We start from the raw sequence: 23,432 nt of genomic DNA, 5'->3' as shown, positions 1-23,432 counted from the left end.
TCCCAAATAATATCTGAGCCGAGGCCTGCCTCATTTTGTTATTGACAAAATTGCGTTAGCTATTGTAAAATCAAAGTAAACGAATCTTTGGATCATACTACAAAGACTAATAAACTCAACTTATAGCTATGAATTATTAAATGCTTAGGCTAACTAAAAGGCCACCACTTTTTATCTTTTTTAACCTGCGCTGTTTCGCCATACGATCCATAGCCATAACCGTAACCATAACCATAACCGTAGCCGTAACCGTAACCGTTGGAAGCCTGAATGTCATTTACTACAATACCTATTTTTTTCATTTTGCCATTTTCGTGTAGATCCTGAGGGATGGCCAATTGCTTTTTAAAGGTGTAATTTTGCCGCACCAGGTACATACACATGTCTGCATTACCAGATAATAGCTGTGCATCGGTAACAAGCCCTACCGGTGGCGCATCTATAATAATATAATCATATTCGGTTTTCAGTTTTTCAATCAGCTCACCGGTTCTTTCATTTAGTAACATTTCGGCAGGATTAGGGGGAACCGGCCCGGAACTTAGCAATGACAAATTATCGTTGATTTTAAGCGGCTTTACAATGTCCTTTATGGCCAAATTGCTGTTCACTATATAATTGGTAAAACCATTGTTATTGCTCATTCCCAGTTTGGTGGAAAGACCCGGCTTCCGCAAATCTAATTCCATTAAAAGCACTTTCTTGTTCGACAGTGCCAAAATATTTCCGAGGTTAATGGCTGTAAAGGATTTACCCTCACCAGACATACTTGAAGTAACTAATAATACCCGGCTACTCTGGTCATTAAAGAAAAAGGAAAGATTTGTTCTCAGGGCCCTGAATTGCTCAGAAATGGCGGACCTGGAACTATTGGCCACCACTAAATTATCACTTTCCTCATTATGGCTGATCTCACCAATTATCGGTACCTGGGTAGCATTTGTAATATCCTCTTGCGACTGAATTTTATCATTTAACAACTCTTTTATATAAATTAATCCAACAGGAATAATGAGTCCAATAATAAAACCTATACCCATTATCGATTTTCTATTGGGTGAAAATGGGGTAACCTCAGATTTTGGAGGATCAATGGTTTTAGAATTGGCAATATTGGAAGTCTTTGAAATGGCTGTTTCCTCTGCCTTTTGCATCAGGAAGATATACAACTCCTGTTTAATCTGTTGTTGCCTTGCCAGGTTTAAATAACTACGTTCAATTTTCGGCACATCTTTAACCTGGTTTTCTGCCTGTTGCATCTGTGCTTTGATTTTCCTTTTGGTAATTAGAAAACCATCCAGTGTAGTGGCTAAGTTTGATTCTATATCTGCGCGGGCATTTTGTATTTCTTTATCAATGAGAATGATACTGGGATTGTTCTCCGTCATGCCAATGAGTTTTCTTGCGCGCTCTAAAGTTAACTGGTTGTATTTTTCTATCGCGCCACTAAACACTAAATCAGCGGGGATCAAAGAACTTGGTAAGATCCGTTTATTATCAGCATCTTTCAAATACTGCTGTAAACTTTCCATAATTGAGATCTGTGTCTCTACCTGTGCCAGCTGTTTTACATAATCGCTGGTTACCTGTACCAGTTGCTTAGACTGTTCTGACATATCTGCCAGGCTGTTTCGCTGCTTAAAGCCCTGGATATTACCTTCCAGATCACCTAATTCACCGCCAATATAGGCAAGGCGGTTTTGAATAAATTTAACGGTGCTGTCTGCCACTTCGTTTTTGTCATTCAAATTACCTTCTACATATTTTTTAAGCAGTTCACGCAATATATCTTCACCTTTTCTAGGGATTGGGTACTGGAAATTTAAATCGATAATGGTGATCAGCTTATTCTTCACCTCAACGGTTAACGCTTGCTGTAAATCAGCTACCTTTGCATCAATAGAAGTAATATTAAAAATGTAATCCTTTTGGTTAGGCTTCACACCAGGTGTTGGTGTAATTTTTAGGGCCCCAACTTTCGGAATGTTGAAAATGACGCCGAAAGGAACTTTTTTCTCGAAGGTAGGTGTACTCACAAGCAGTTCATTTGAACTTAATAAGCTAACCCCAACATTGGTTGCCTTAATGGTGTCAACTCCTTTTACGATTTCAACTTTAAACGGAGAACGGTAAAGCTCAATATTTTTTATTCTACCTGCACGATAATAGGTAATGTTTAAGTCAAGCTGCCTAACGACCTTTTCCATAAGGTAACGGGTCTTTAAAATTTCGGCCTCATTATCTACCGTGCTTTTAGTACCGAGCAAGCTTCCCAAGTCTCCCAACATATCCGCACTGCCTAACATTCCACCGCCCTTTTTTTCATCATTCACCAACACGCGTGCCGCTATGTTGTAGTTAGGCGTTTTATACCTTAAATATAAAAAAGCTAATAAAGTACATATTAATATAGAAACAGCTACCCAATACCATTTAGAAATGACAATGTAAACTATCTTTTTAAAATCTATACTTTCCTCTTGCTGTTCAAAAAAATTATCTTCTGTTGTGCGATTCTCAGTCATTTTTAGAGAAAAAATTAAAGTCTGGTAAATAATACAATAAGTACAGAAGCCAATGAGCCTACAAGCGCGAAAGTCTGCGTTCTGGATTGATTTAGGGAAGCTGCCTTTCCTTTATTTGGCTCAATGTACAATACGTCATTTTGTTTCAAATAATAATAAGGACTATTGAATATCTCCTTTGAGTTCAGGTCAAGCCTGGCAAACTCTTTCTTTCCGCCATTATCACGGATCAGGGTAACATTTTCCCGCTTCCCAAAAATGGTCAGGTCACCGGCTAGCCCCAAGGCATCCAATACACTTACTTTCTCATTCGGAATCACGTATGATGCGGGCCTGTTTACTTCGCCTAAAATGGTTACCTTAAAATTAGCAAAGCGCACCTGTACATTGGGGTTGGTGTACACAATGGCTGCTTTTTCTTTGATCAGATCTCTGGCTTGAAACGTAGTTAATCCCAGTACTTTAACCTTTCCAACCACGGATAAATCAATCTCTCCGTTTTTATCCACCAGGAAACCAGCCGTTGGCGGGGTAGCCCCCAATGTTGCCACCGACCCTACATTGGTACTGATGGCCTGGCTAGCTGCCTGGTTCACCACCATATTTGTGGTTGGATCAATGGTGAAGATAGATATTGATAATATATCATCTGCCTGAATAACGGGATCAGTAAATTTAGCCGTATTGGCCAGTTCTGATTGCCCCAATGCACTGATATCCTGAAAGTAAGCTACATTTTTGGTACTTACACAGGAAGTTAAAAAGACGATGGCTATCAAAAAGCATAATTTAGCAAACCTTACCTTACATATTGGCATTTTCATAAGCGATTGAGAAAATTTTTAAAAGTGAAGAATTGTGTTTGTCGGTCGGCCAAACTTAACATTTTAAATATTGAAAACATATACGTTCAGGCTATATTTATATTAAATTTAAAAAACTGCTATTTTCAAAGGGATAATTTCCTAATTTATCAAATAAATAGCCGTTTTCTACATGATACTTTAATGCATTGTAGTGTTTTTGATGATGTAGATCCGTTCCAGCCAACCTGTACAACCGGTTTTTGAGCAGGTATTCGGAGGTGGTTTTTACCTCCCTGCCATAATAGCCTGTTACGGAGAGCAGATTCAATTGCAGCAATACCCCCATATCATGAAAGCGATGAAAGCGGTCATGATCCTGATGATAAAAATTATATCTTTCGGGATGGGCTAAAATAACCGTGTATCCTTTAATCTGGAGATTGAAAATAATCTGCTCGATGTTTGGTGTTTCATTCAGGTAAGACATCTCCACAAGGATATGCTTATTGGGCAAAGACATCATCACATCGCTAATTTCGAAGTTTTCATCGAGCATATACTCTGCAGCTGCAGCAATCCCCACTTGCAGATTAGCCTTTTGTAGCGCTGCTTTGGTGTGTTCCAAAGCCCTGTTTATCGTTTCTGCAGTATTGGGATATAACTCCATAAAGATATGGGGTGTACAAATAAACTGATCAATACCTAATGCAGTAAGTTTCGTAATTAGCGATATCGACTCGTCAACATCCGGTGACCCATCATCAATTCCCGGCAAAAGATGTGAGTGAATATCAACTCCCAACCACTTCAAATCTCTAACGATAGGTTTTTTATTTTTGAAAAAGCTGAACATCAATTAAGCTAGAAGCATGCAAATAATAAATCAAGGAATAAATCCGCCGCAAGTTAACAGTTTTTTTGCAGAAATATTTAAACCGGTCTGTTTTTTAATTATTTCTTAACAGGAAATATTGACAATTCTCATTCATTAACCGAAATAATTTTGTATGAAGTGCTTAAAGTTAAGCTAATGTGAGCCAATGTTAAAAAATATTAACCTGATTCTGATTATTGAGACAGTTAAGGCGCAGAAAAACCGAATCATGAAGGGTGATGACTAGGGCTGATGAGCATGATGCTGCATGCGCATGACCATTGCACTTTTCGGATGATCATTATATTTCATTAAAAATAAATGTTTTGCCTGCCGGTTGAGCCTGATTGAAATTTTTTTTACGCAATATCCATGCGCTGAAAGACCATTTTGAAGCACATACATAGGCTTTAGCTAAATTGTTTTATCTGCCTGCACAGGCGGTTTTATTGTCTGCGCGGAGGTTTTCAACCTTACTTTGCTGAGGCGATTTAAAGCTGCTGGTTAAGGTAGCACATGCTAATTGATATACGATTTGAGATAAATCGTCGTTATACAGGGTATAAGATGTAACCATAATACTAATTTATTTACTGATTAAGTTTACAGAAGATGGAAAAACCTTACCTGTTTGCTTTGTCATCCCTAATCATTTTTGTATTTACCCCGGTGCATGGAACGCTCGCACATGCACGGCAAACCTGCCCTCAAAGGATGGCTTGTATCCTGTTTAACCCCAGGCTGGTGTGCCCCAGCCGTGGCGACCCATTGCTTTGGCCATTGTGTGCCCTGTACATTCATGATCATCTACATACCGATTAATTAACCTCCATATTATTGGGAATGTTGAACAGCTTTTGGCGCTGTTTGACGCTAAAATTTTAAGATAGACCCAAATTTTTCTAACCAATTTTAGTCGCTCCGGCACCATCGGTTAGCCGCCCTGATAACGGCACAGGAACATTTTCCGGATATGGTTGCAGCATGCCCCATCAGCATGCTGCAATATGTTTTTGTTTTTAAACTCTACGCCCTATGAATAACCTTGATGCACTGGTACAGATCTTGTACAACATATACCTTGTACTGAACAAAGAACAGTTAAAATTTACCTTTATCGATCTCTTCGGCGACCCTGAAACGCAGCTCACCCGGCAGCAGGTAAAAGATTACCTCAACATCAGCGAAAGTACCTACAAACGTAAAGTGAAAGATGGTACCTTAAAGCCCATCAAACTACCCGGCGGCGATCGTTTTTACCTGAAAGACCTGTTGGCTGCCTACCTGGAGAGCCAGCGGAAAGGCCGTATCTGATTTTTACTGTATCAGAAAGAAAACATTACATTGTAAACCCAATACAGTAAAAACAAATTCGATAGTAAACACCAATCAGTAATAAGACTTTTTACTGTAAACTTATTCCGGTATAGGACAATTACCCCTTTATTACCTGTTGTTTACCCTTTGCCCCTTCATTACCTGTTGTTTACCCTTTGCTGGTACCAGGCTTACCCCTGGCTTGCCCTTTGCTCACCTGTTGTTTACCCTTTGCTTACCTGTTGGTTACCTTTTGCTTACCTATTGGTTACCCATTGCTTACCTAAAAGGTAAACAATGGGTTTTTCCGGGGTAAACATTTACGGGGGTTATGGCCATGCTGCCCGGGGGCAGGCCGGTTGTTTACGGTTGTTCCTTTGCCTGGATGGCCGGCATTAGCGTGGCTCATTTTAGCTCATTATGACCCATAATCAGCTCAATTTAGCTCATTTGAGTCCAAAATGAGGTGCCATTACTTCAAAGCGCCTAGGTTTGATCATGGATTTGAGCATACCGGTATAGCAGAAATCCGATGAATTAAACATTTTTTTCACTTAAAAAACAAAAATTATGGCAACGTATTCAAAAGGCGCCAACGGCGCATTCTCGGGCAAGGTAGGCAGTGTAATCGGCAGCAGCTGGCGCAGTGTAGATTACCTGAGGGGACTCCCTAAAAAAAGCAGTAAAGCCAGTACCGAACCTCAATTGGCACAGCGCACCAGGTTTGCCCTTGCGGCCCGGTACCTGAGCCCCATTAAGGATATTTTAAATATCGGCTTTAAGGATAAACAGCTGAACAAGATTACCGGTTACAATGCCGCGGTAAAAATTTTCTTAAACCAGGCCGTTACCGGCGACTACCCTGATTTTGAGATCGATTTTTCGAAGGTGGTGCTGAGCAAGGGTTCGCTTTCGGTAATGCACGGCCTGAACGGAAGCCTGCAGGGGTCAGATCTGCTGTTGAACTGGCAGAGCATTATAAACCGCTATAATGCCTTTGCGGATGATGTGCTGACGGTTGTGCTGTTTAATGCCACCAAAAACATGTATATGGTGTACGAGGAAGCCCAGCGCGCTGCGCTGACCTACACGGCGGTAATCGGTACAAACTTTAGCGGTGATGTTTTCCACGCCTGGGCCTTTGCGGTAAACCGCGATGCCACTGCGGTTGCAAACAGCCAATACCTGGGTACCTATACCATTCCTTAAACTAATACGAACCAGCCCAAACCCAGCCATGCCAGGTTTGGGCTATTAAACTAAAAAGATATGAAAACATTAAAACCGGCTTTAACGGCGCTGTTGCCGAAAAAGCAGATCCTCGAAAAACTGATGCTGGCCGTAATACTGGTGCTGGGCTGGCATACCCTCCCAAAAGTGTTAAGAACCATTGAGCCTACCGCGGCCCTGCTTGATGCAGGCATATGGCAGCTGATCTTGCTGGCCCTGTTCTGTTATGCTGCCCTGTTGCAGCTATCGTGGTGGCTGTTGCAACGCTTTTGGCAAAGCCTTGGCCTGTATAAATTAACAGATATGGTTTCACTATTTAAACAGTTAACCTCATGGCAACAGTTAAGTTTTTTCTGGGCATCGTTTGCCTTGCTCTTGCTGGCAGCGATAGCCTGCCTGGCGGCGATAGTATAAACCTGCAGCAAGACCCCGCGCTTGCCGATAGGAAAAGGCTATTGCAGGTGGCCGAAAAGGAACTGGGCGTGCGCGAACGTTCGGGCAAAAACGATGGACCGCGGGTTGCCGGATACCTCAGTTATGTAAATGTACCGGAGGGCAGTGCCTGGTGTGCAGCTTTTGTGAGCTGGGTTTTTGGCCAGGCCGGTTACCCGGTACCGCGCACCGCCTGGAGCCCTGCCTTATTCCCGCTAAGCAAGCGCACCAAAGAGATCAGGCCTGCGGTAGTGTTTGGCATTTACTTTAGCCACTTAAAACGCATTGCCCATTGTGGCCTGGTTGAACGGCAGGCCGGTGACTGGATGGTTACCATTGAGGGTAATACCAACCCGGCAGGAAGCAGGGAAGGAGATGGGGTGTACCGTAAACGCAGGCATTTAAAAGCCGTTAAATACTTTGCCGACTGGGCGAAAAGGAAAGGAGTGGAAGATGAAAACTGAATTGATCAAATACCTGGCGGCCTGTACGCTCTTGCTTTCGGCATGTGCAACGCTAAAAAGCAAAAAAGTGTTGCATGAACAGGACCTTGAGGTAAAACATGACAGCCGGGAAAGCAGCAGTGAGCAAAGCTGGGCAAAAAGCAATACCCTTTTGCTTGATACCAGTAACAGCGAATATGTGGTGCAAATTGCCCCATTGGGGAAATTTTTCTACAGTGCGGAAAAAGGTTTTGAGGGGATGGCTGAAAATTTGGTGTTTAAAGGAAAGGCCAGCCACAGGCGCATGCTGCAGGGGCAACAGCAAAAAGGACATCAGCTGGCACAACAAAAAACCAGGGTGAAAAGTACGGCATTAAAAACGAAGGTACAGTATACCGAAAAAACAAGAAAAAGTCTGTCACTATTTTTTTGGACCGGACTGGGAGTGGTATTTTGCCTGACATTAGGCTACCACCGGCTGATGAAAAAACGATGATTGACCTGAATATAAAAATGCTCCCTTTAAACTACAAGGGAGCATTTACTGTATACTGGTGCTGATATAAAAATTGCACTGTATAAGGTAATTTAGTCGACAACAATCAATTTTGAAAAATATAGGCCAAACCAACCTTCAAATTTAAGTTTCCCCGATCCTGTTGGTCCCAATTCCAGAATTTATCCCTTTCAAATGAGTCACCCTTGATTACATATTGATAATTATGTGAACGGATATAACCCAGTTCTGAATTCAGTATAAAGTTTTTATAAGTCCAATCAAACTTACCCGAAAAAGACAGGTCAATCCATTTCCTTCTATTATCTGTCGTGATGGCAGCGTAATAGAGATCGTTGTTATTCACCAGCCTTTCAATTTGTAAACCTATTCTTTTCATGCCTTTTACCCAGCTTACATCTAAAGACTGCAGGTTACTGCCCGGGCCAATTCCTGCGCCAAGAACCTGCCCCATATTGGTATAACCATCTTTTACCTGATGATGAACATACCATGTTGGTTGTTCACGCCCCACTCCTGTACGTGCACCTTCCAATTGAGTTAGTTCTATACCCACCTGAACAAATTCATCATCTTTTCTCAATGGAATGAGTTTCCGGAAGCCGGCAATATATGCACGTGAATGTTCGGGCTCTTGCAGGGCATCGCGTAGATTATAGGGATGATCATTTCTACCGTATTGCAAATAAACCTCTGAATGGCTTTCAGGCATTACCCACCTGGCAAAAAAGGACGCGTACTGATCACGTTTCCTATTGTCTTCATTGTTTGCTCCATTTATGACACTAACTTTTTCCACAGGTGCAAAAAGCGGAAAATAATCGCCAAAAGAATTTCCCATATCTTCTCTATACACGATAAAACTCCGGTCGAAACCCAGGAACAGGTTAGGAATCCATTTGGGTTGATACGTAAAGACCATTCCGGATAAATATCGCCAGTCATCAGGCTTGGAAACAAAAAGAGGATTATTTGGAATTATTTTTGAACTTTCTAATCTCCCTGCAATAATTTGAGTTTCAAATGAGCCGATAGGGGTATTTACGGGCCGTTTTGTATTCAGCGTAAGGTGTTTAAATCCACTTGCGGTATTGCTCATTAAAAGAGAGTTTCTAACGCCTGGCCCCCACCATAAATTTTCATTTGACAGGCCTATGGAAACCGGATCAAATGTTAAGCGAACGTTACTCTGACCCCATGTAAGTTTCGAGTAAGTTCCTGTGCCAAAACGGTCTGGATTATCAATCCAATTCGCCATCTGGGCATATTTTTTTAAAAAATCAGGGCCATTATCTGCCTGATAGAGCTCAGTAAAGGCTTTATTTTGCGCGTATACATATTCTGGCTTAAGCTGGATACTTAAAGGACCTAGTTTTGCAAAAAAACCTGCAGAAACCTGAGTCTGGTAGCCTCTGGCCTGAACCATTGACCCGTCATTCCAGCCATAGGGGTGATCGGTATTAATTTGCTGCTGCCATGTTACCGGCAAAACATATAGCGCGAAAATGTTATTCGGAGTGGAAAGTATCTTTTTGCGGAAGTTATCTAAATAAATCCCATCGGCAGCATCAAGAAGAAAGTTATTTCTGGATGAAATATTTAGTGGCCGAGCCATAAATGAACTTTTAGAAGTATCGTTGCCCAGCAGCTGTTGCCTCCTCAGGTTGTCTTCAATATGGTCTAACAAACCAACAGGTAGTGTTTGCGCAAAGGTTTTTGCTCCTGCGGAAATGAGTACGACCGATAAAAAGAGGAAAATTTTATTCATATATACACGACTTTGTCGGCAAATATACGTAGCTGATAGGTAGTTACCGTGTTTTTTTTATCAATTTAACAACAATTGGAGGAATATAATCTAATAAAATGGTTTTAAAGGGTCTTTTTATTTTTTTTACGTCATCAGCGATATCCTTTCTGCCTACAAAAATAGTGCTATGCGCTTTAATATCCGGATTTACCTCTTCCGCTGGCCGGCCATTTGTATAGTAATACAGCGCAAGTGATTTGCGGCTGCGCCCGGGCGGGCATGTTAAGGGATTGGGATGGCCATGGTAAGCAAAGGAAGTTGTAGAAAAAATTGCTACGGTATTAAAAACCGGCAAAACACGTTTTTCCGCCTGTGTCATCTCCTGGTTCCATAACTCAAAATGCCCCCCAAAAGATTCTTCCCAGTCTTTATTTAAATAAATCAATAAATTAATCCTCCGGTCCAATCCGGTAAGCTCGTGTTTATTAAAATCTGCATGTACTTTTAACAGCCCGCCGGGTTTGATTTCATGACATCCGCCGCCAACAAAATAAGGGTCTGGTAATAAAACCTCTTTGATCCCGGTGAGCTCTTGTAAAAATTCAAGCATGGGCTGTGAATTCAAATAATGCATAAGTTGCCTCATGGTGTCGCCGAATACAGCTTCTCCTTTTGCCTGGTATTTTTTCTCGTTATGATTATCGTAATGCTGAACTTCTTTTGCTTTCGCCAGATCCGGAAATTCACGCAATACATGATTGAGCATTTCTTCATCAAAGAAATCAGTAAAAACGATATTTGGAAAAGGAAGGGCACGCTGATAAGCAGCCTTATTTGCTTTTGCCCATTGCAAAAGATCTGTTTTGGCATTTAAAAAACCCATATTCTTTTAACTTATTTTTTGTTACCGATAGACAAGAAACCATAGCACTAAATATTTTTTTTTGCACGATAAATCATTAGTGACAACAGACTGTTGATGATCAGCATGATAAGAGCAATCACGATGATAAGCAGGTTGTTCCCCAATTCCTGTAGCAAAAAGGCTAAAATAATAAATAGCAGATTGATTAGCAGTAAAATCGCAGTGGCCTGCATATGATTAAGTCCTAATGAAAGCAGGCGGTGATGTAAATGGTTACTGTCTGCTGTAAACGGCGATAATCCCTTTCGGATACGTATCGTAAAAACCCTCAATGTATCGAAAACAGGGATAATTAATATCGCGGCCACTAAACCAGGGATAGACGCTATATGCGGTTCTACTGAAACAAAACGCCCGGCAAGATCTGTATTTAATACTTTAATACTAAGAATGGCGGCTATAAAACCCAGTAATAAAGAACCGGAATCGCCCAGAAATAATTTTGCCGGCGAAAAATTAAAAAAGAGAAAGCCAATTAATGCACCTGCAAAAGAGGCTGCAAGATAAGCATAGCCAAGTTGTTCTACCTGAAAAAAAAGATAGGCATACAGTGTACAGAGTAATATGCCTAAGGAACTGGCAAGACCATCAATACCATCAATTAGGTTATAGGCATTTACCACCCCCACAAATGAAAAAACAGTTAATCCCGCACTAACCTGATAAGACAATTCATTGATTCCAAATGTTCCGTATAGACTGGTAATCCGGATATCAGCCAAAAACACGATCATGAGCGCTGCCGCAAACTGGGCCACAAACTTTTTATAAGGTTCGAGGCTATCGATATCATCTTTTAGGCCCATTATAAAAATAAGCATAGCTGAGGCCATCAAAACATTGGCCTGAGGCAACAGATTTAATGGTATAAATATCAAACAGGAAAACAAGAACCCAATAAAAATGGCGATTCCACCTGCATTTGGTACAGCACTGGTATGAATCTTTCTCAGTTCGGAAGGTGCATCAAACAATCTGCTTCTGCCTGTTACCTTGATAAGCGGGGGAATAATGGTAAATACAACCAAAAAACTACTCAGGAATATAAAAAAACAACGCATTAAAGACTATTTATCTGCAAATTAAGGTATATTAAGCAGAGAGTTGTATAAATTCGAATAATTTGTACCCATTTTTTCACTTGTGAAGTTAATGCTATAAAATTTAAGCGCCATCCCGCTTCTAAACCCTGCATCTTTTTCTGCTGATTCACATGCAAGTTTTAACTCAGCGATATCATCAAGTTTAAAATAATAAAAAAAATCTTCCCCAAACTGTTCTGCCAGCGAAGGAATAGCTGAACAAACCAAAGGAACGTTTAAAGCCATTACTTCGAGCAATGCCAATGGCATTCCTTCTGATCTGGAAGGTAAAACATACATATCAAAATGGGGGATGTAACGATAGCCGTCTGCTCTAAAGCCCATGATTTTAAACCGGTCAGAAACCTTATATGCTATGGCCAGTTCCATTAAACCTGCCCTTTCCATACCATCACCGATAACAAGAAAAGCATACTCCTGTTTAATGGCCAGCAATTTGATTATTTGCTCCAGCCCTTTTCTCTTATCCATACTACAGACCGTACCTAAAAGGATATGATTTCTTTTAAACGCAAGCAGTTCCGCAAGATCTGCTTCGGGAATTTTTTCTGCGGGCGAGGGAATATTTATTCCATTACTGATTACACTCAGCGCCTTGAATTTAGTTTTGCGGTAGTAATCTTTTGCAGCCTGGGTCAACACCACCACATGATCCATTTTTTTCCAGGCCAACTTCCAGGCAGGGATGAGAAGATTCGCTGTAAATCTTCCATAGGTAAATGCCAGATCATCATAAATGGCCGTGTGAATTGTAGACACCAGTTTTACATTAGATTTTTTTATTTTTTGATGGTGAAACAAACAATATAGATCGGGCCTGAACAGGTGGGAATGGATAATATCAAAAGAGTGAAATTCAATGGGATCGAAAAAACTGATTTGTTTTACCTCACAATCAAATTCCAGATCGATCAGGTCATCAAAATAATAAACCTTGCAATGATAGCCTGCATGCTGCACCAGATGCCCTACCAATGCACGCAACATAATCACCGGACCCTTATTGGCAAGTGAGGTAATTATAAACGCAACTCTCATAACGCATTATTTTGATAAACCAGGGCCAGCTCCTCCTGCAACTTACATACATCATATAGCTGATTGCCGTTATTTAAATTTTCAGAGATATTTTCAATTAATGACACATCAGAACATAACCTCAAAATAGCAGCTAATAGTTGATCAGGTTCTTTAATCGAATATAAAAGCCCTGTCCGTTCATGATCCACGCTTTCGGCAAGGCCTTCAACGCAGGAGGCAATAACCGGTTTTCTAAAATGATAGCTGATCGAACTGATTGCAGATTGCGTGGCACTCAGATAGGGGAGAACCAGGAATTTTGCTTTTCTGAATAAAGCAGCTACCTCTTCTTCGGCAATGAACCGGTTGAGGAATATAATATGATCTTCCTTTTCCGGGTTGCGTTTAAAATAAACATCCCCCTTACCGGCAATAACGAGATTTGTTCCGCCTAATTCAGATCGGGTTAAAAATAGGTGATATAAAGTTTCGACCCCTTTGTACACCTCAATCCTTCCAAAAAAAAGGACATAGTCTTTCATATCCTTAAGTTCGGGAATGTCCTGATTTCCATTTAGGATTTTCCTGGTGACCATACCCGGCATTCGGTGCCATGATATTTTTTTTGCCGGATAATGCGCTAGCAAAGCCTGATGCTGGGAGCGGCTATTGGTAACCAGGTTATTGATCTGTTTAATTAACAATTTGTCTTTCCTGATCCTGAAATAATAGTGTTTGGCCCGCTGAAGCAGGTTGAGTTTTGCCGGATGTGCTATAAAATCATGGACGGTATAGTACAATTCGAAGTTTTTGAATTTAGCAAGATGAGCAGAAAGCATCACATCCTGTGATATAAAATGAATTTTGGAAATGAGCTCCCTGCAGGCAAACTCCGCAACAAGGTCCAGGTATCTACCACCAGAAAGAATTCTGATCACCTTATTCTTATGCAGGTGGTAAAATTTTATCCTGTTACGCCGATCTATAGCAACAGCATAGTCTGCCATCAATTCTGCATTGCTCCGCTTATCCTGACCATCTAAAAAAACAACCGCATAAAAATCCATATTTTTATCAGCAAGGGCTGCACTCACGATCCCTATATTATAAGACTCAAGCGCCGGAACCGTACAGACCAATAGTATTTTTTCCATGGTAACGTTGTTAAGCTCTAAACAGAATGCCTGCTATTTTCAGATACGACAGTTTTTTCTTTACTATAAAAAATACCAGTGCCTGCAAGGCATATACTTTGTTAATCAACATAGCGGAAAGCATACCCCGGCTTTTTTTAAAATAAAGATACCTGCTCCTGGCCAGGTATTTTGCTTTTTGAATATTCAGCACGCTAGTTCCCAAGGAAGCACTTTCATAGTGTATAATTTTCACTTTTGGTAAGATTACGGAAAGATAGCCTGCTTTTTTTATTCTCAACGAGAGTTCAACCTCTTCAAAATAAAGAAAAAAATCCGGATCAAAACAACCTGTTGTCTCCAAAACAGCCTTTCGCAGGAACATATCTGCACCACAGATGTAATCCACAGTCCTGGTCTCTTCAGAGTGGTTCTTTACCCCACTGCTCAGTTTTGTTCTATAATAACCGGGATACAACCTCAAGAAGCCTAAAGCAGAAAAAGCTTCTTTTAAGGATGGAAAGTTGCCATACGAAATCTGGTCATGGCCATCGCCATCAATTAAAGCAGCACCACAGCAGCCCACCTGCTTATGCCTTTCTTCTTCCATAAATTTAAAAAAGACACTTGCGGCATCACTGGTGAGCAGGGTATCAGAATTGAGCAAAAAAAGGTATTTACCGTTCGCATGTGCGATCCCCAGATTATTCGCACCTCCAAAACCAACATTTTTTGATAACTCCATAAAGATCACATCCGGATATAAAGCCTTCACCTCAAGAATCGATCGGTCGGCAGAAGCATTATCAATAAGTATAACCTCAAATGTATTATCTTTTGTAAACCGGTAAACCGATCCTATACAAGCTAAAGTAAGAGCCGTTGTGTTGTAATTGACGATAATAAAGGAAAGATCCATAGTTTAAGGCATTCAACAGGCTAGGGAACAATTTTTTTCAGATATTTTAGAATAATAGTGCGTTCCTCTAACCGGGCAATAAATATCATAGCCACTAAGATAAGTTTTAACGCGATAACATTAAAAATGATGACCAAGATTGGCGTTCCGAAATCACTTAGATAAATATGCAGGAGGTACATCAAAAAACCAGTTACTAAAACCACGAAACTATATTTAACGGTAATGATTAATAAACCGCTGTTTCTGACCGGAAAGTAAAAAGCCATAACGATGGCCGCAATCAGGTGTGAACTCCCCAGTGAAAAAGGAAAAATATAGAGGCTGTAATCTTTAAAAAAATAAAAATTCATGCCAATCATTACCAGCTGAGCCATCGTACCGTAAAGGGCAAATAGCTTTCCTTTGCCAGAGGAGAGGAGAGACAAACCATAAATATGGTACAAAAAAATTCCGAAAGCCGCCCAGCTATAGCCCATTGTTAATTCGCTGATTTTGGATAGCGACAGTGTACTGATATTTCCTTTCTTATACAAAAAATCTACAATAGCACCTGAACAGCCTGTAAACAACCCGATAATCAGGGCCAGAATGAGGAAGCCAAACTGATAAATCTTTTTGAAGGCTTCAAAAAAATCCTTCATCATTCCGGTGGAAAATTTAAGGCTAAGCACAGGCACCAGGAGTGAAACCAGAATACCAATGAGTACATCCAGAGGAATATCGGAAAACTTACGGGCATAATCTAAAATGGAAACTGAACCGATAGCAGCAGATGTAGCTAAGGATTTCTCTGCAATCACATTAATCTGAGAAGTAAAATGAGGTAAGAAAAAAGGGAGGGAAAAGGCGAAAAAGGGCAAGGCTATACGGAGATTTGCCGAAAAAATTCCTGCGAACAGGTTTATATTTCGTTTTTTCAACTGCACAAGCAGCATGATGAGTAAAAGGATTAAACCAGCATAATAGGAAATGGCTAAAGAAATAATACCTATTGATGGGGCCAGGGTAATGATGACCACCAGCGTAAATACCTGTGTAATGAATCCGGTAATCTCTGGAATGATAAATGAATTATAGGTATTGAGAATACTGATCAGGATTTTTGTGATTTGATTAATCAGAAAAGACGGCGCTACTATGCGGATCATAAACTTTAAAGTGATTTGCTCATGCTCTCCATAATCCGGAGCAAGAAGCTGGCCTATTACCCCAGGAAAAAGCATAATTAACACAACAAGTACACAGGTAATCAGGCTAATAACCAACAATAATGACTTGGTATGCAATAATGCCTTCGCTTCCCCATCCTTTGCTTTAATGAATAAAAACTTAGCCCTGAACGTATCATTCAACGGGGCCCAAACGGCAATATCCAGTATAACAATAGCATTTAAGGCCAAGAGCCAGACATCGCGCTGGAGGCTGACCCCAAAATACCTGGCCGAAAAAGAAAGGTTCAGAATGGCAAAAGCCAGTCTGACCACACGGATGCCAAATATAAAGCTCGCCTGTTTTCTCAATATGGTGCTGAAATCTGTTTTAAAACATAGTCATTTAACCGCTGTCTTTCCTGGTCAAAGAACCAGCCCCATTTATTGAAGTAGCGGACGGCAGACTGTATATGAAACCTTAATAATTTTGGATCCTGATAGGAACCTTTCTTAAAACCATGCACAATGCTGACACCCGGAAAAAAAACAGTCCGGTAAAACCGATTGATCCTTCTTGCCAGGTCATAGTCCTCAAGATACATAAAAAAACGCTCATCAAACAAACCTGTTTTCTCCAGTGCAGCAGTTCTTAAAAGCATAAAGCACCCGGATAAAGCGGGTGTGTTTAGTATCTTATTATAACCGAATTGATCAAGTTCGTATTTTGCATTCTGATGTGCAGCCCATTGAGTATTATTCAAAAACCTTCTTCCGATCAGGTCAAAAGGGGTGGGCAGCAACTTACAAAGCCGCTGAAGATGCCCTTGTGGATAGTAGATTTTTGGCATCAGCGCCCCGATATCCGGATGATCATCCATAAAACCCGTTATTTTCTCCATTGTTCCCTTCTCAAAACTGACATCGGGATTCATGATTAAATGATATTTGATGCGTTGCTCAATGGATTTTCTCAAGGCAATATTATGCGCGGCGCCGTAGCCAAGGTTTGTAGCATTAAAGATGTAGGTAATACGCGGATCGACAGCATATTTTTTGAGTACGTTTGTTTTAGAGTTATCAATTAAATATAGTTGAAAATCAGCCTCTATCGCAAGTACCGATTCGATGGACTCAATAAGTTCATCACCGTTATCATACAATACAATTGAAATGGCTATGCTCATTTACAAATCTACATAAACATCCAACTATTTCAAGAACAGGCCATATCTTTCATCTATTACAATCTCTTAAAAAACAGCGACAAGCAGTTTTTAATAACACATGAGAATACCTTGCCGGATATTTAGTAGATACATGCTATTATTTCAAAAACTTTCTTATACTTGAAACGCTTCACGAATGGATGTAATCACCCTATCAAGATCTGCTTTAGAAAGATTTGATCCGGAGGGAAGGCACAGACCTTTTTCAAACAGACCTTGCGCAGTCCCGTTGCCATAAAAAGAATATTTACTAAAAACCGGCTGCATATGCATCGGTTTCCAAAGGGGACGGCACTCAATATTTTCATTGGTTAATGCTACCCTGATCATCTCCGGACTAACGCCTTGAGATGGATCAATCAAAATACAGGTTAACCACCTGTTGGAATAAAAACCGGAAGGTTCTTCCAGAAAGCTTATTGCTGGAATATCTTTGAGATGATCAACATAATATTTAAAGTTAGCCCGGCGCTGACTGATCCTATCATCAAGTACTTCCATCTGTCCTCTTCCAATACCTGCCGCGATATTACTCATTCTATAGTTGTAACCAATCTGACTATGTTCATAATGAGGTGCATCATCTCTGGCCTGGGTAGCAAGGAATCTTGCTTTTTTAATGGCATTTTCATTATTACCCAATAATGCCCCACCTCCACTGGTGGTGATGATCTTGTTTCCATTGAATGAAAGAACGCCAAAATCCCCGTAAGAGCCAAGAGGTTTGCCATTATATTTAGACCCTAAGCCTTCTGCTGCATCTTCAATAATAGCAATATTATATTTGTCAGCAATCTTAGTTAGCTCAGACATCTTTGCTGGCATGCCATAGAGATGAACGACGATAATTGCTTTTACTGTTTTTCCTTTGGCGACTCTATCTTTTATTGCTTCTTCCAAATACTCAGGGCTCATGTTCCAGGTTTCTGGCTCGCTATCTACAAATACAGGATCTGCTCCACAATAAACAATTGGATTGGCTGAGGCCGAAAAAGTTAGACTTTGACAAATAACTTCATCGCCATATCCTACTCCCAGCAGGATTAAAGCAAGATGTATAGCGGCTGTACCTGAGCTTAATGCCGCAGCATACTTTACTCCTACATAAGCTTGCAGGTCTGCCTCAAATCCATCTACATTCGGGCCTAGGGGAGCAATCCAATTTTCAGAGAACGCCTCATTTATATAACTTTGTTCACGTCCCCCCATGTGTGGAGAGGATAACCATATCTTATTTTTCAATTTATCTAGATCATTTAGTAACAGTCAAAACAGTAGCGCCCCAAGAGTAACCTACTCCGAAACCAGCCAATAAAATATTTCCTAAAAACTTGTTTTCCTTAATTGCATGGTAAAGCGCAATCGGAATGGTTGAGGAAACGGTATTTCCACAATGCTGTAAAAAGTAAAAGAACTTCTCCTCTGGAATTGAAATTTTCTTTCTCAGGTGATTCAGCATAAATTTATTCGCCTGATGAAAAACAAACAGATCAACTTCATCTTTTGTAAGCTGATTTTTCGAAATGGTATTATCTACCAGACCAGGCACCATTTCAGAGGTGAAATTGAAGATTTCAGATCCATTCATCAGCAAGTAATTCTCGTTACGGGAATTCCCGTATTCATCCACAGATACTTTTTCGTCTGTATCCTTTGGAAACCGCATTCCTCCTCTTTTAACAATTAGATTTTCCGCTCCACTGCCATCGGTGCCAACAACAGTTTTTCCAATTTCAGCTAAGCCTTCAGCAGCGGAAATTAACGTAGCAGATGCGGCATCACCAAAAATAGTCCTGTTACTCTTATCCCTTGGATGAATAAACTTGCTATATGTTTCTGCGGTGATAAGCAATACATTTGATGCATCTCCTGAGGAAATCAAACCTTTCGCTAAACTCAAACCGTATATGTATCCGGAGCATCCCAAATTAAAATCAAGTGCACCAGCGCTGATCGGAATGCCTAGTCTTTCCTGAACAAGACACGCCGTTGTAGGCAAAAAATAGTCGGGACTCTGGGTACAGAATAGTATATAATCTATCTCACCCGGTGAGATCTGGTGTTCTGCAAATAATTTCTTGGCTGCATAAACACCCAAATCAGACGAAAAGGTGGTTTCATCTGCTATATATCTGTTATATATTCCAGTCTTAGATGATATCTTGTCTGCCGACCATTCAGGAAACATTTCATTGATTTTTTCGTTACCTAAACCCTGAGGTGGCAAATAGTAGGAAATGGCCTTCAAGTATGCTTTCATCATATTAAATTATGGCTGTTCTGCCACCGTCAAGAACAATGGTTTGACCTGTAATCCATTTACTTGCCGGGGATAACAGAAACGCGATGGGGCTTGCCACATCCTCTGGCTCACCATAACCTAGCGGATATTTAGCTTCGTCCATAGCAACAACTTCTGCAGATAGGGTATTGATCGTCTCTTCTGTGATCGCTGTTCTCACCATTCCCGGCGCAATGCAGTTTACTCTGATCTTTTGAGCCGCAAGCTCATTTGCAAAAACCTTTGTTGCAGAAATCAATGCGCCTTTCGTTCCGGCATACATTCCGTTTCCCTTCATTCCAAATAATCCTGCCACCGAAGAAACCAATACCAAAGAGGCACCTTTGTTAATCTTTTTGGCTTTCACCATACCTTGAAGTAACAATACGACCGACTTATAATTTACATTGTAGATTGTATCCATGGTTTCCTCTTTGATAAACTTCAATGGTGCAAGCATCACCACTCCGGCAGAATGTACAAACCCATCAATTGAAGGAATAGAGTCCAGAATCTTGCTTCTGTCTGAAGCCTGTGTGATATCAGCTCGGATATAACTATGGTCACCCGCTTTAAGCTCACCAATAAGTTTCCTTAAATTATCCTCATTTCTGCCTGAGGCAATGACTGTGGCACCCATTTGGGCAATTGTTTTACATGTTTGATAACCTATCCCAGAAGACCCTCCGGTCACTAGAATCCTCAAACCTTGTAAAGAAAAAATATCTTCCATTACTCTGCTATCGCTTTGTTATATGCGTCAAAAAAATATTGTATTCTAACTTCCTCATCACTTATTATACCTGGACTACTTGAATGGCTAATACCTTTTTGGATATTTTCCAGTATCTGTCTATCCTCTTGTAGAATTTCGATGCCCAGCCTTACGGATTCATCAGCTAATGCAGCCCTCAGGCTCGGATTAACACTGTCATAACTGATGTTCGGCTCTAAAAATCTGATTTTTAAATTGGTTTCGGTAGCTGTTAACGGAAATAACTGGCCAACGTAAAAACTGGCTCCCTCCGTGGAAGAAATAACCAGATTGGGAAAGATAAATAAGTGATAGAAAGACTGATGTTTGTATGCTCTATCCTCTAAAAAAGCAAGGATTTTGTTTTTTTTAGCGTCTATTTTTTTTACCGTCTTTGGAAAGTGGCAACTTGAATGAGCTTGATAGTGCTCAATATCAGAAATTGCGAGCCCCCCTATACCTAATTTTCCATATATAGTTTCTTTATGAACAACCGAGCAATGGTAACATTCGAGTACGTTTTCAATTAGCATTTTCCAGTTCGCTTTGTGCGGTAGATCAGCTATGTGGGTACGGCTGCCGATATTAGCGGAAAGTTCTTCCAGCTTATTATAAAATTCACCCAGGTGTGACCTAAGATCAATAGTCAGGTTTTCATTGAGAAGGACAAACACAAAATGCCCGCACACTTCAACCTGGTATTTTTTTAAACAAAATTCACTGGGAATTGCTTGTATTCCCTTAAAGGCACTAAAAGTTTCCTTTTTAGGCATAAACGATGGAGCGCCTTCCTTATCAAAAGACCAGCAGTGATACCCGCATGTTAAAGCCCTGCGGCCAAACTCCTGTGTTTGAATCTTATTGAAACGATGCGTACAAATATTCTGGAATGCCCTGAGTTCGCCCTTGAAATTTTGAATTACTATCGGATTGCCACCAATCTCCAAGGTTACAAAATCGCTATTTACTTTGATTTCCTCAGTTAAACATGCAAATATCCAAGTATTGGAGAATATCTTTTCATTTTCTATCTGCAGATGATCCTCAGAATAATAATATGACTTTTTCAGCATATCAATTTAAATTTGGGTAATATCTGTTACAATAAGATTTTCTGTATTCAATACCATTGTACCCCAAGATAGCCCAACTCCGAAACCGCAGCAAAGCGTCTGATGCCTTCCGGAAGAAAGTTTATCCTTCAATTCAGAGACAATTGTAAGAGGAATGGTTGCTGAGCTCGTATTCCCATACTTATCTAAAGTATACGGAACCTTTTCTTCTGGTATCTTCAGTTTTTTTACGATCTTTTTATTCATAAAAAGATTAGCCTGGTGAAAAACAAAATAATCAATCTCTTCGGTTTCCTTATTCGTATATTCCAATAATTCCCTGACTGCCGATGGCGCTCTTGAAATTCCGAAAGAAAACACATCCATTCCATCCATTACAAGCGAACATTGGTTCCTGTTTATCCCATCTTCTACTTGCTCAAATTTTAGTGATGTTTCATCAGTTTTAGTCCTTGCTCCTCCGGCAGGGATGATAATCGCCTTATAACCACTACCATCAGTACCTAAAGAAAAAGGTATTGGGACAGCATTGGCATCAAACTCAAATGCTGATGCTGTTCCTGCATCACCAAAAAGTGGCTCAGTACTTTTATCAAACGGAGAAACTACTTTTGAGTTCGTTTCGCCAACAAGGAGCAACCCTTTGCGTGCCGCACCAGCATTAATTAAAGATGCAATGGTAGATACACCATAGACATATCCAGAACACCCCAGGGGAATGTCCATAGCTAGACAAGTTGTTGGCAAATTTAACCGATCCTGAAGTATAGCGGATGTAACAGGTAGTTTATAGTCGGCAGTTTGGGTGACCAATATCAGTAAATCAATTTCAGACTTTTCCCAACCTAACTTTGCTATCAGATCTTCTGCAGCTTTGTAGCACAGATCGGCAGTTGTTTGTTCTTCTGTTGCAATATACCTTTGATTCACTCCGGTACTATTGACAAAAGGAGTCATCTGCTCAGTTGAAAAATAGGGGTGATCCAGATTGGAAATCACCTTTTCAGGAACGCAGGCTGAGATTCCGACTAATTTAACATTGGGTATTGTAAAACAGGCCATAATAGTTATACCCTAGAACTCACTAAATTGAAAATGTCTTCAATTGTATTTGAATTCCTGAAGTCCTCACCTGTCAGTTTAACACCATATTCCTCATCTACCATCGCAATAATAGATAATGAAGTCAATGAATCCCATTCGTCAAGATCTCTAAAGTTGGTAGATGATGAAAATTGTTCTAACGGCGTTTCATCAAATTGGTCTGCAAAGTTTTTTATAAAATCGTTAATATCCATAGTGCATTTTTTATTAAAATGATTGTTTTGTTGCAGGAACACCAAAGTATACACCATGGTTTCCAGTATTTCTGATTATGACAGAATTTAAATTTATTTTGTTAAAATCTCCAACTTTTTTCTGCTGTATAACTGAAGAGTTCATTGCAAAGATATTAAAATCTCCTATAGTAACGGTACCTGCAATGAATGAATTGGGGCCGAACAGATTATAGCTTCCAAGGGAGACATCGTGACCGAGACCAACTCTTCCATTGAACACATTAAAATTTCCGATCTTTATATTGCAGGTTAGATTCATACCATGACATAATATATTGCCTTCTCCGATTTGATTGGTATCATCCCAGTAAATACCAGGATGAATAACATTTGGAAAAATGAGATTGGAGTTTGACTTTAGCTTGTCAACAAGCTGGTTCTTGGTCAGGTGAACCAATGCTACGACAACTTCCACCTGCCTTTCATAGCCTTTTAAATACTCAATGTTTCCTAAAACAGGCAAACCATTAACCTCACCTTCTCCCAAAGCTGGATTATCATCAACAAACCCCAGGATATTGAAAGTCGGCTCATGTAAATTAATTTGCTTCAAAAGTACGTGTACCTCTCGCCCAAATCCCCCGGCACCATAAATTATAATATTTCTCAT

General features: G+C 40.3%; 23 protein-coding genes. 5 read left to right on the top strand and 18 right to left on the bottom strand.

The window, feature by feature from the left end; all coding sequences use genetic code 11:
* Positions 1-149: 149 nt before the first annotated feature.
* The 3 genes from DV942_RS15085 to DV942_RS15075 form a co-directional block, all read right to left on the bottom strand.
* Complete coding sequence (locus DV942_RS15085) at positions 150-2,525, bottom strand: GumC family protein (protein WP_145858811.1); 2,376 nt, start codon at positions 2,523-2,525, stop codon at positions 150-152.
* A gap of 14 nt (positions 2,526-2,539) precedes the next feature.
* Positions 2,540-3,304, bottom strand: coding sequence for a polysaccharide biosynthesis/export family protein (locus DV942_RS15080; protein WP_244950711.1), 765 nt, complete (start codon positions 3,302-3,304; stop codon positions 2,540-2,542).
* Between the two features lie 142 nt (positions 3,305-3,446).
* Positions 3,447-4,184, bottom strand: a complete 738-nt coding sequence (locus tag DV942_RS15075; protein WP_145858806.1) for a tyrosine-protein phosphatase — start codon at positions 4,182-4,184, stop codon at positions 3,447-3,449.
* Between the two features lie 1,056 nt (positions 4,185-5,240).
* On the opposite strand from DV942_RS15075, the gene DV942_RS15070 reads away from it, so the two are divergent.
* From DV942_RS15070 to DV942_RS15050, 5 genes are all read left to right on the top strand, one after another.
* A complete protein-coding gene (locus DV942_RS15070; protein ID WP_134203701.1) occupies positions 5,241-5,519 on the top strand; it encodes a helix-turn-helix domain-containing protein in 279 nt (92 codons plus the stop codon).
* 573 nt (positions 5,520-6,092) lie between these two features.
* The gene (locus tag DV942_RS15065) at positions 6,093-6,731 is read left to right on the top strand and encodes a DUF6266 family protein (RefSeq protein WP_145856834.1); all 639 of its coding nucleotides are present in this window, start codon (positions 6,093-6,095) and stop codon (positions 6,729-6,731) included.
* A 60-nt stretch (positions 6,732-6,791) separates the two neighbouring features.
* Positions 6,792-7,166, top strand: coding sequence for a hypothetical protein (locus DV942_RS15060; protein WP_145858804.1), 375 nt, complete (start codon positions 6,792-6,794; stop codon positions 7,164-7,166).
* Complete coding sequence (locus DV942_RS15055; RefSeq protein ID WP_244950710.1) at positions 7,085-7,648, top strand: C40 family peptidase; 564 nt, start codon at positions 7,085-7,087, stop codon at positions 7,646-7,648. Before DV942_RS15060 ends, DV942_RS15055 begins: the two co-directional genes overlap by 82 nt.
* Complete coding sequence (locus DV942_RS15050; RefSeq protein ID WP_145858800.1) at positions 7,638-8,123, top strand: hypothetical protein; 486 nt, start codon at positions 7,638-7,640, stop codon at positions 8,121-8,123. Before DV942_RS15055 ends, DV942_RS15050 begins: the two co-directional genes overlap by 11 nt.
* A gap of 106 nt (positions 8,124-8,229) precedes the next feature.
* On the opposite strand, the gene DV942_RS15045 is transcribed toward DV942_RS15050, so the two are convergent.
* From DV942_RS15045 to DV942_RS14975, 15 genes are all read right to left on the bottom strand, one after another.
* Complete coding sequence (locus tag DV942_RS15045) at positions 8,230-9,912, bottom strand: capsule assembly Wzi family protein (protein WP_145858798.1); 1,683 nt, start codon at positions 9,910-9,912, stop codon at positions 8,230-8,232.
* A 43-nt stretch (positions 9,913-9,955) separates the two neighbouring features.
* Positions 9,956-10,777, bottom strand: a complete 822-nt coding sequence (locus tag DV942_RS15040) for a 2OG-Fe(II) oxygenase (RefSeq protein ID WP_145858796.1) — start codon at positions 10,775-10,777, stop codon at positions 9,956-9,958.
* A 47-nt stretch (positions 10,778-10,824) separates the two neighbouring features.
* A complete protein-coding gene (locus DV942_RS15035) occupies positions 10,825-11,880 on the bottom strand; it encodes an MraY family glycosyltransferase (RefSeq protein ID WP_145858793.1) in 1,056 nt (351 codons plus the stop codon).
* A 21-nt stretch (positions 11,881-11,901) separates the two neighbouring features.
* Positions 11,902-12,960: a glycosyltransferase gene (locus tag DV942_RS15030; protein ID WP_145858791.1), complete on the bottom strand. Its 1,059-nt coding sequence runs from the start codon at positions 12,958-12,960 to the stop codon at positions 11,902-11,904.
* A complete protein-coding gene (locus DV942_RS15025) occupies positions 12,957-14,096 on the bottom strand; it encodes a glycosyltransferase family 4 protein (protein ID WP_145858788.1) in 1,140 nt (379 codons plus the stop codon). The genes DV942_RS15030 and DV942_RS15025 overlap by 4 nt, the downstream gene beginning before the upstream one ends.
* A 10-nt stretch (positions 14,097-14,106) precedes the next feature.
* Positions 14,107-14,994, bottom strand: a complete 888-nt coding sequence (locus DV942_RS15020; protein WP_145858786.1) for a glycosyltransferase family 2 protein — start codon at positions 14,992-14,994, stop codon at positions 14,107-14,109.
* Positions 14,995-15,014: 20 nt separating this feature from the next.
* The gene (locus tag DV942_RS15015; protein WP_186462316.1) at positions 15,015-16,517 is read right to left on the bottom strand and encodes a lipid II flippase MurJ; all 1,503 of its coding nucleotides are present in this window, start codon (positions 16,515-16,517) and stop codon (positions 15,015-15,017) included.
* A complete protein-coding gene (locus tag DV942_RS15010) occupies positions 16,514-17,332 on the bottom strand; it encodes a glycosyltransferase family 2 protein (RefSeq protein WP_145858782.1) in 819 nt (272 codons plus the stop codon). The genes DV942_RS15015 and DV942_RS15010 overlap by 4 nt, the downstream gene beginning before the upstream one ends.
* A gap of 156 nt (positions 17,333-17,488) precedes the next feature.
* Positions 17,489-18,616 carry a DegT/DnrJ/EryC1/StrS family aminotransferase gene (locus DV942_RS15005; protein ID WP_145858779.1) on the bottom strand — a complete coding sequence of 376 codons (1,128 nt, stop codon included), beginning with the start codon at positions 18,614-18,616 and terminating at the stop codon, positions 17,489-17,491.
* A gap of 10 nt (positions 18,617-18,626) precedes the next feature.
* A complete protein-coding gene (locus tag DV942_RS15000) occupies positions 18,627-19,637 on the bottom strand; it encodes a ketoacyl-ACP synthase III (RefSeq protein ID WP_244950709.1) in 1,011 nt (336 codons plus the stop codon).
* A 1-nt stretch (position 19,638) separates the two neighbouring features.
* Positions 19,639-20,295, bottom strand: coding sequence for an SDR family NAD(P)-dependent oxidoreductase (locus DV942_RS14995; RefSeq protein ID WP_244950708.1), 657 nt, complete (start codon positions 20,293-20,295; stop codon positions 19,639-19,641).
* A 92-nt stretch (positions 20,296-20,387) separates the two neighbouring features.
* Positions 20,388-21,482 (bottom strand): aromatic ring-hydroxylating oxygenase subunit alpha, encoded by a 1,095-nt coding sequence (locus DV942_RS14990; RefSeq protein ID WP_145858775.1) that lies wholly within the window; start codon positions 21,480-21,482, stop codon positions 20,388-20,390.
* A 6-nt stretch (positions 21,483-21,488) separates the two neighbouring features.
* Entirely contained in the window at positions 21,489-22,481 is a 993-nt protein-coding gene (locus DV942_RS14985; protein ID WP_222431113.1) for a ketoacyl-ACP synthase III, read from the bottom strand.
* A 68-nt stretch (positions 22,482-22,549) separates the two neighbouring features.
* The gene (locus DV942_RS14980) at positions 22,550-22,780 is read right to left on the bottom strand and encodes an acyl carrier protein (RefSeq protein WP_145858768.1); all 231 of its coding nucleotides are present in this window, start codon (positions 22,778-22,780) and stop codon (positions 22,550-22,552) included.
* 13 nt (positions 22,781-22,793) lie between these two features.
* Positions 22,794-23,432, bottom strand: a complete 639-nt coding sequence (locus DV942_RS14975; RefSeq protein ID WP_145858764.1) for a PglD-related sugar-binding protein — start codon at positions 23,430-23,432, stop codon at positions 22,794-22,796.

The sequence above is a fragment of the Pedobacter suwonensis genome (assembly GCF_007833675.1).
GTDB classification, from domain to species: Bacteria; Bacteroidota; Bacteroidia; order Sphingobacteriales; family Sphingobacteriaceae; genus Pedobacter; species Pedobacter suwonensis.
This window is presented reverse-complemented; position numbering and strand designations above follow the sequence as displayed.